Consider the following 7,500-nt stretch of genomic DNA (forward strand, 5'->3'; position numbering starts at 1 on the left):
TTTGAATAAGTTTTCCACATCTTTATCTTATCCACAATTTGTGTATAACATGTGGACAGTTTTAATCACATGTGGGTAAACAGTTGTCCACATTTGGTTTTTTTGTCGAAAACCCTATCTCATATACAAACGACGTTTTTAGGTTTTAAAATACGTTTCGTATAAATATACATTTTATATTTATTAGGTTGTACATTTGTTGCGCAGCCTTATTCTTTTACCATCTTAGTAAAGGAGGGACACCTTTGGAAAATATCTCTGATTTATGGAATAGTGCCTTAAAAGAATTAGAAAAAAAGGTAAGCAAGCCTAGTTATGAGACATGGTTAAAATCAACAACGGCTCATAACTTGAAGAAAGACGTATTAACGATTACAGCTCCAAATGAATTTGCTCGTGACTGGCTAGAATCTCATTACTCAGAACTAATTTCAGAAACACTATACGATTTAACAGGGGCAAAATTAGCAATTCGCTTTATTATTCCCCAAAGTCAAGCGGAAGAGGACATTGATCTTCCTCCAGTTAAGCGGAATCCAGCACAAGATGATTCAGCTCATTTACCACAGAGCATGTTAAATCCAAAATATACATTTGATACATTTGTTATCGGCTCTGGTAACCGTTTTGCCCATGCAGCTTCATTAGCTGTAGCCGAGGCGCCAGCTAAAGCGTATAATCCACTCTTTATTTACGGGGGAGTTGGGCTTGGAAAGACGCATTTAATGCACGCGATTGGCCATTATGTAATTGAACATAATCCAAATGCAAAAGTTGTATATTTATCATCAGAAAAATTCACGAATGAATTTATTAACTCTATTCGTGATAATAAAGCTGTTGATTTTCGTAATAAATATCGCAATGTAGATGTTTTATTGATAGATGATATTCAATTTCTTGCTGGAAAAGAACAAACTCAAGAAGAGTTTTTCCATACATTTAATGCATTACACGAAGAAAGTAAACAAATTGTAATTTCTAGTGATCGACCACCAAAAGAAATTCCAACTTTAGAAGATCGTCTTCGTTCTCGCTTTGAATGGGGACTTATTACAGATATTACGCCGCCAGATTTAGAGACACGAATTGCAATTTTACGCAAAAAAGCAAAAGCTGAAGGGCTTGATATACCAAATGAAGTTATGCTTTATATCGCAAATCAAATTGATTCAAATATTCGCGAATTAGAAGGTGCACTTATCCGAGTTGTAGCTTATTCATCTTTAATTAATAAAGATATTAATGCTGATTTAGCAGCTGAAGCACTTAAAGATATTATTCCAAATTCTAAGCCGAAAATTATCTCTATTTATGATATTCAAAAAGCTGTCGGAGACGTTTATCAAGTAAAATTAGAAGATTTTAAAGCGAAAAAACGTACAAAATCAGTTGCGTTTCCTCGCCAAATTGCAATGTATTTATCACGCGAACTTACGGATTCCTCTTTACCAAAAATAGGTGAAGAATTTGGTGGACGTGATCATACAACAGTTATCCATGCCCATGAAAAAATTTCTAAACTACTAAAAACCGATACGCAATTACAAAAGCAAGTTGAAGAAATTAATGGTATTTTAAAGTAGTAGCTGAATAGTGTGAATAACTTACCTTGTTTTACGCACAGTCTATCCACATGTAGATAGACTGTTTTTACATCCTTCAAAGGGGTTATCCACATATCCACAAGCCCTATTACTATTACTACTATTTTTTATCTTTATTAATTAAATAAAATCTTATACTTACCGGAGGTTTTTCTTTATGCGTTTTACAATACAAAAAGACTATCTTGTAAGAGGTGTACAAGATGTAATGAAGGCAGTTTCTTCTCGTACAACAATCCCCATCCTTACGGGAATTAAAGTTGTAGCTACTGAAGAAGGGGTTACATTAACAGGAAGCGATGCTGATATTTCTATTGAATCGTTTATTCCAGTCGAAGAAGATGGAAAAGAAATCGTAGAAATAGCTCAATCAGGAAGCATTGTTTTACAAGCAAAATATTTTAGTGAGATTGTAAAAAAACTACCTAAGGATACTGTCGAAATTTCTGTGGAAAATCATTTTATGACAAAAATAAAATCTGGAAAATCAGAGTTTAACTTAAATGGTTTAGATTCTGCAGAATATCCGTTATTACCACAGATTGAAGAACATCATGTATTTAAGATACCAACAGATTTACTTAAGCATATGATTAGACAAACTGTATTTGCAGTTTCTACTTCTGAAACAAGACCAATCTTGACAGGTGTAAACTGGAAGGTATATAACAGCGAGTTAACTTGTATTGCAACAGATAGTCATAGACTGGCACTTCGAAAAGCGAAAATCGAAGGACATAATATTGCAGATGAATTTCAAGCTAATGTTGTTATTCCAGGTAAGAGCTTAAACGAATTAAGTAAAATTCTGGATGAGTCTGAAGAGATGGTAGATATTGTAATAACTGAGTATCAAGTATTATTCCGTACAAAGCATTTATTATTCTTCTCAAGATTGTTAGAAGGAAATTATCCAGATACGACACGTTTAATTCCAGCAGAGAGTAAAACGGATATTTTTGTAAATACAAAAGAATTCCTACAAGCAATTGATCGTGCTTCACTATTAGCGAGAGATGGCCGCAATAACGTTGTCAAATTATCAACTTTAGAGCAAGAAATGCTAGAGATTTCCTCGAATTCACCAGAAATTGGAAAAGTTGTCGAAGAAGTACAATGTGAAAAAGTAGATGGAGAAGAGTTAAAAATATCTTTTAGTGCAAAATATATGATGGATGCATTGAAAGCTCTAGATAGTACAGAGATTAAAGTTAGCTTTACTGGGGCGATGAGACCGTTCTTAATTCGTACAGTAAATGATGATTCAATTATTCAATTAATTTTACCGGTTCGTACTTACTAGGTAAGGAATAAGGGTTGCTAGTTTAAAGATGCTAGTGGCCCTTATTTGATTTTTGGGTATTACTTTCCTAATGTTAGTTTATTTAGTACAATGAAAGAATGAACACTTTCAGAAAGTGAGCGATTTTATGAAACATATTAAAATTTCAACAGAGTATATTACACTAGGACAATTTTTAAAGTTAGCTGATGTAATTGATACAGGTGGCGCTGTAAAATGGTTTTTACAAGAATATGAAGTGTACGTGAACAACGAACTTGAAAATAGAAGAGGTCGCAAACTATATGCGAATGATGTTATTGAAATTCCAGGAAGCGGAACTTTCCAAGTTCAGGCATAAAGGGGGAGCCCTTTGTTTATTTCAGAAATACAATTAAAAAACTATCGCAATTATGAAAAATTAGAGCTTTCCTTTGAAGATAAGGTAAATGTAATTATCGGCGAAAATGCACAAGGGAAAACAAACTTGATGGAAGCTATTTATGTTTTAGCGATGGCGAAATCTCATAGAACCTCTAATGATCGCGAACTTATCCGCTGGGATGAAGAGTTTGGTCAAATAAAAGGGAAATTACAAAAAAGAAACAGTTCTTTGTCTTTGGAATTAAATATTTCGAAAAAAGGTAAAAAGGCAAAATTAAATCAACTTGAACAACAAAAGTTAAGTCAATATATTGGCGTGATGAACGTTGTCATGTTTGCCCCAGAAGATTTAAATCTTGTAAAAGGAAGCCCTCAAGTAAGAAGACGCTTTTTAGATATGGAATTAGGACAAATAGCTCCTATATATTTGTATGAATTAAGTCAATATCAAAAGGTGCTCACGCAACGAAATCACTTGTTGAAAAAAATGCAAGGGAATAGTAAGAATGAGGAAACGATGTTGGATGTATTTACACTTCAACTAATTGAGCATGGTGCGAAAATACTGCAAAAACGTTTTGAATTTTTGCATTTGCTACAGGAATGGGCAGCTCCAATTCATCGCGGTATAAGCCGTGGATTAGAAGAGTTAGAAATTGTCTATAAACCAAGTGTAGATGTATCAGAATCAATGGATTTGTCGAAAATAAAAGAAGTATACTATGAAAGTTTTCAATCTGTGAAACAACGTGAAATTTTCCGTGGTACGACTTTAATTGGTCCTCATCGTGATGATTTACAATTCTTCGTTAATAGTAAAAATGTTCAAGTCTTTGGTTCGCAAGGGCAACAACGAACGACCGCACTATCCCTAAAATTAGCTGAAATTGAATTAATTTATTCAGAGGTTAAAGAATATCCAATCCTTTTGCTGGATGATGTTTTATCAGAATTAGACGATTATCGTCAATCACATCTGTTAAATACAATTCAAGGAAAGGTGCAAACATTTGTTACAACGACGAGTGTCGACGGAATTGAACACGAAACATTAAAAGATGCGAAAACAATTCATGTAACGAACGGCACGGTAGATTGTGAAATAGATAGGGCATAAACCCCTGTTTAAATGGAAAAGTAGGTGATCTTTGTGTCAATGGAACAAAAACAAATGCAAGAAAATGCATATGATGAAAGTCAGATACAGGTACTTGAAGGACTAGAGGCAGTTCGGAAACGTCCGGGTATGTATATTGGATCTACGAGTGGAAAGGGACTTCACCACCTTGTATGGGAGATTGTCGATAATAGTATCGATGAAGCGTTAGCAGGATATTGTGATGAAATTAACGTTAGTATCGAAGAAGATAATAGTATTCTTGTAACGGATAATGGACGTGGTATTCCAGTTGGTATACAAGAAAAAATGGGACGTCCTGCAGTAGAGGTTATTATGACTGTCCTCCACGCTGGTGGTAAATTTGGCGGTGGCGGTTACAAAGTTTCTGGTGGTTTGCACGGTGTTGGTGCATCTGTTGTAAATGCCTTATCAACAGAATTAGAAGTATTTGTACATCGTGATGGTAAAATCCATTACCAAAAATACGAAAGAGGTATTCCGGTTGCAGATTTAAAAGTCATCGGTGATACAGATAAGACTGGAACAATAACTCGCTTTAAACCGGATCCAGAAATTTTTAAAGAGACGACAGAATATGAATTCGATACGCTAGCGACTCGTATGCGTGAGTTGGCGTTTTTAAATCGTAATATTAAATTAACAATTGAAGATAAACGTGAACATAAGCAAAAGAAAGAGTTCCACTATGAAGGTGGAATTAAATCATATGTTGAACATTTAAATCGTTCAAAACAACCAATTCATGAAGAGCCTGTATATGTAGAAGGTTCAAAAGATGGTATTCAAGTTGAAGTTGCGCTTCAATATAACGAAGGATATACAAATCATATTTACTCATTTACAAATAATATTCATACGTATGAAGGTGGTACACATGAGGTAGGATTTAAAACTGCCTTAACACGTGTGATTAACGATTATGGTCGTAAAAATAACATTTTAAAAGATGCGGATAGTAATTTGACTGGTGAAGATGTTCGTGAAGGTTTAACAGCAATTGTGTCAATTAAACATCCAAATCCACAATTTGAAGGGCAAACGAAGACGAAACTTGGAAATAGTGAAGCGAGGACGATTACGGAGTCAGTATTCTCTGAGGCTTTTGAAAAATTCTTACTGGAAAATCCCAATGTTGCACGTAAGATTGTAGATAAAGGAACGATGGCAGCACGTGCGCGTGTAGCAGCTAAAAAAGCTCGTGAGCTAACTCGCCGAAAGAGTGCTTTAGAAGTTTCAAGTTTACCAGGGAAATTGGCAGATTGTTCTTCTAAAGATCCAGCAATTAGTGAAATTTATATCGTAGAGGGTGACTCTGCGGGTGGATCTGCAAAACAAGGACGCGATCGTCATTTTCAAGCAATTTTACCGCTGAAGGGTAAAATTATTAATGTTGAAAAGGCACGCTTAGATAAGATTTTATCAAATGATGAAGTTCGTACAATTATTACGGCGATTGGTACAAATATTGGTGGGGACTTCGATATCGAAAAAGCACGCTATCATAAAGTTATTATTATGACCGATGCCGATGTTGATGGTGCGCATATTCGTACCCTATTATTAACGTTCTTCTATCGTTATATGCGTCAAATAATTGAGTGTGGATATATATATATCGCACAGCCACCGTTGTTTAAGGTGCAACAAGGTAAAAAAATTCAATATGCTTATAATGATAAAGAACTTGAAAAAATATTAGCTGAGTTACCAGCCCAGCCGAAACCAGGAATTCAACGTTATAAAGGTCTTGGAGAGATGAATCCAACTCAGCTATGGGAGACGACAATGGATCCAGAAGTACGTTCGTTACTTCAAGTTTCTCTTCAAGATGCAATAGAAGCAGATGAAACATTTGAAATTTTAATGGGTGATAAAGTGGAACCACGTCGTAACTTTATCCAAGAGAATGCAAAATACGTGAAAAACCTTGATATTTAAATGAGTAATGACAGGAATCTAAGTATTCCTGTCTTCTACATATAAATCAATGTATGTATAACGGAAACGTAAGAGGAGGTGCTCGTTGATGTCAGACAATCAACAACAAGCACGAATTCGAGAAATTAATATTAGTCATGAAATGCGTACCTCATTTTTAGATTACGCAATGAGTGTTATCGTATCTCGTGCATTACCAGATGTTCGTGATGGATTAAAACCTGTGCATCGTAGGGTTTTATATGCGATGAATGATTTAGGAATTACAGCTGATAAAGCGTATAAGAAATCAGCACGTATTGTCGGTGAAGTAATCGGGAAGTATCACCCTCATGGTGATTCAGCCGTTTATGAAACAATGGTACGTATGGCGCAAGATTTCAGTCAACGTTATATGCTTGTAGATGGGCATGGTAACTTCGGTTCTGTAGATGGAGATTCAGCAGCGGCAATGCGTTATACAGAGGCAAGAATGTCTAAGATTTCTATGGAATTAATACGTGATATTTCAAAAAATACAATTGATTATCAAGATAACTACGATGGTTCGGAAAGAGAGCCGATTGTATTACCAGCGCGTTTTCCTAATTTATTAGTAAACGGTACGACAGGTATTGCAGTTGGTATGGCAACAAATATTCCGCCGCATCAACTTGGCGAAGTAATTGATGGTGTGTTGGCATTAAGTCATAACCCGGATATTACTATAGCGGAGTTAATGGAATATATTCCTGGACCAGACTTCCCGACATCAGGTTTAATCTTAGGTCGAAGTGGCATCCGTAGAGCTTATGAAACAGGGCGCGGTTCTATTATGCTTCGTGCCAAAGTTGAAATTGAAGAGAAATCAAATGGTAAACAATCTATTATCGTAACGGAACTACCTTATCAAGTTAATAAGGCACGATTAATTGAAAAAATCGCAGAATTAGTTCGCGATAAGAAAATTGAAGGTATTACAGATTTACGTGATGAATCAGACCGAAATGGTATGCGTATTGTCATGGAAGTACGTCGTGACGCCAATGCAAACGTACTATTAAACAATCTATATAAACATACAGCACTTCAGACAAGTTTCGGTATTAATATGTTGTCTCTTGTAAATGGAGAGCCTCAAGTACTAAATTTAAAACAAAACTTATATC

The 7,500-nt window shown here is 35.3% G+C and carries 6 protein-coding genes (1 of these 6 only partly in view); all 6 read left to right on the top strand.

All coding sequences use genetic code 11. The features are described 5' to 3' along the window. Positions 1-245 precede the first annotated feature (245 nt). Entirely contained in the window at positions 246-1,586 is a 1,341-nt protein-coding gene (dnaA, locus tag BCG9842_RS00005) for a chromosomal replication initiator protein DnaA (RefSeq protein ID WP_000428018.1), read from the top strand. 178 nt (positions 1,587-1,764) lie between these two features. After that, on the top strand, positions 1,765-2,910 hold the full coding sequence (gene dnaN, locus BCG9842_RS00010) for a DNA polymerase III subunit beta (RefSeq protein WP_001212884.1): 1,146 nt from the start codon (positions 1,765-1,767) through the stop codon (positions 2,908-2,910). Positions 2,911-3,037: 127 nt separating this feature from the next. Further along, the gene (yaaA, locus tag BCG9842_RS00015; protein WP_000680510.1) at positions 3,038-3,250 is read left to right on the top strand and encodes a S4 domain-containing protein YaaA; all 213 of its coding nucleotides are present in this window, start codon (positions 3,038-3,040) and stop codon (positions 3,248-3,250) included. A gap of 12 nt (positions 3,251-3,262) precedes the next feature. Continuing rightward, positions 3,263-4,390, top strand: coding sequence for a DNA replication/repair protein RecF (gene recF / locus BCG9842_RS00020; protein ID WP_000470754.1), 1,128 nt, complete (start codon positions 3,263-3,265; stop codon positions 4,388-4,390). 39 nt (positions 4,391-4,429) lie between these two features. Further along, positions 4,430-6,352, top strand: coding sequence for a DNA topoisomerase (ATP-hydrolyzing) subunit B (gyrB, locus tag BCG9842_RS00025; RefSeq protein ID WP_000435979.1), 1,923 nt, complete (start codon positions 4,430-4,432; stop codon positions 6,350-6,352). An 88-nt stretch (positions 6,353-6,440) separates the two neighbouring features. After that, on the top strand, positions 6,441-7,500 hold the 5' end (the start) of the coding sequence (gene gyrA, locus BCG9842_RS00030) for a DNA gyrase subunit A (RefSeq protein WP_001282868.1). The gene runs 1,412 nt beyond the window's last position; 1,060 of the gene's 2,472 nt are visible here — the first part of the coding sequence; it begins with the start codon at positions 6,441-6,443; its stop codon lies off the right edge, out of view.

This window comes from Bacillus cereus G9842 (assembly GCF_000021305.1).
In the GTDB taxonomy this organism is placed as follows: Bacteria; Bacillota; Bacilli; order Bacillales; family Bacillaceae_G; genus Bacillus_A; species Bacillus_A thuringiensis_S.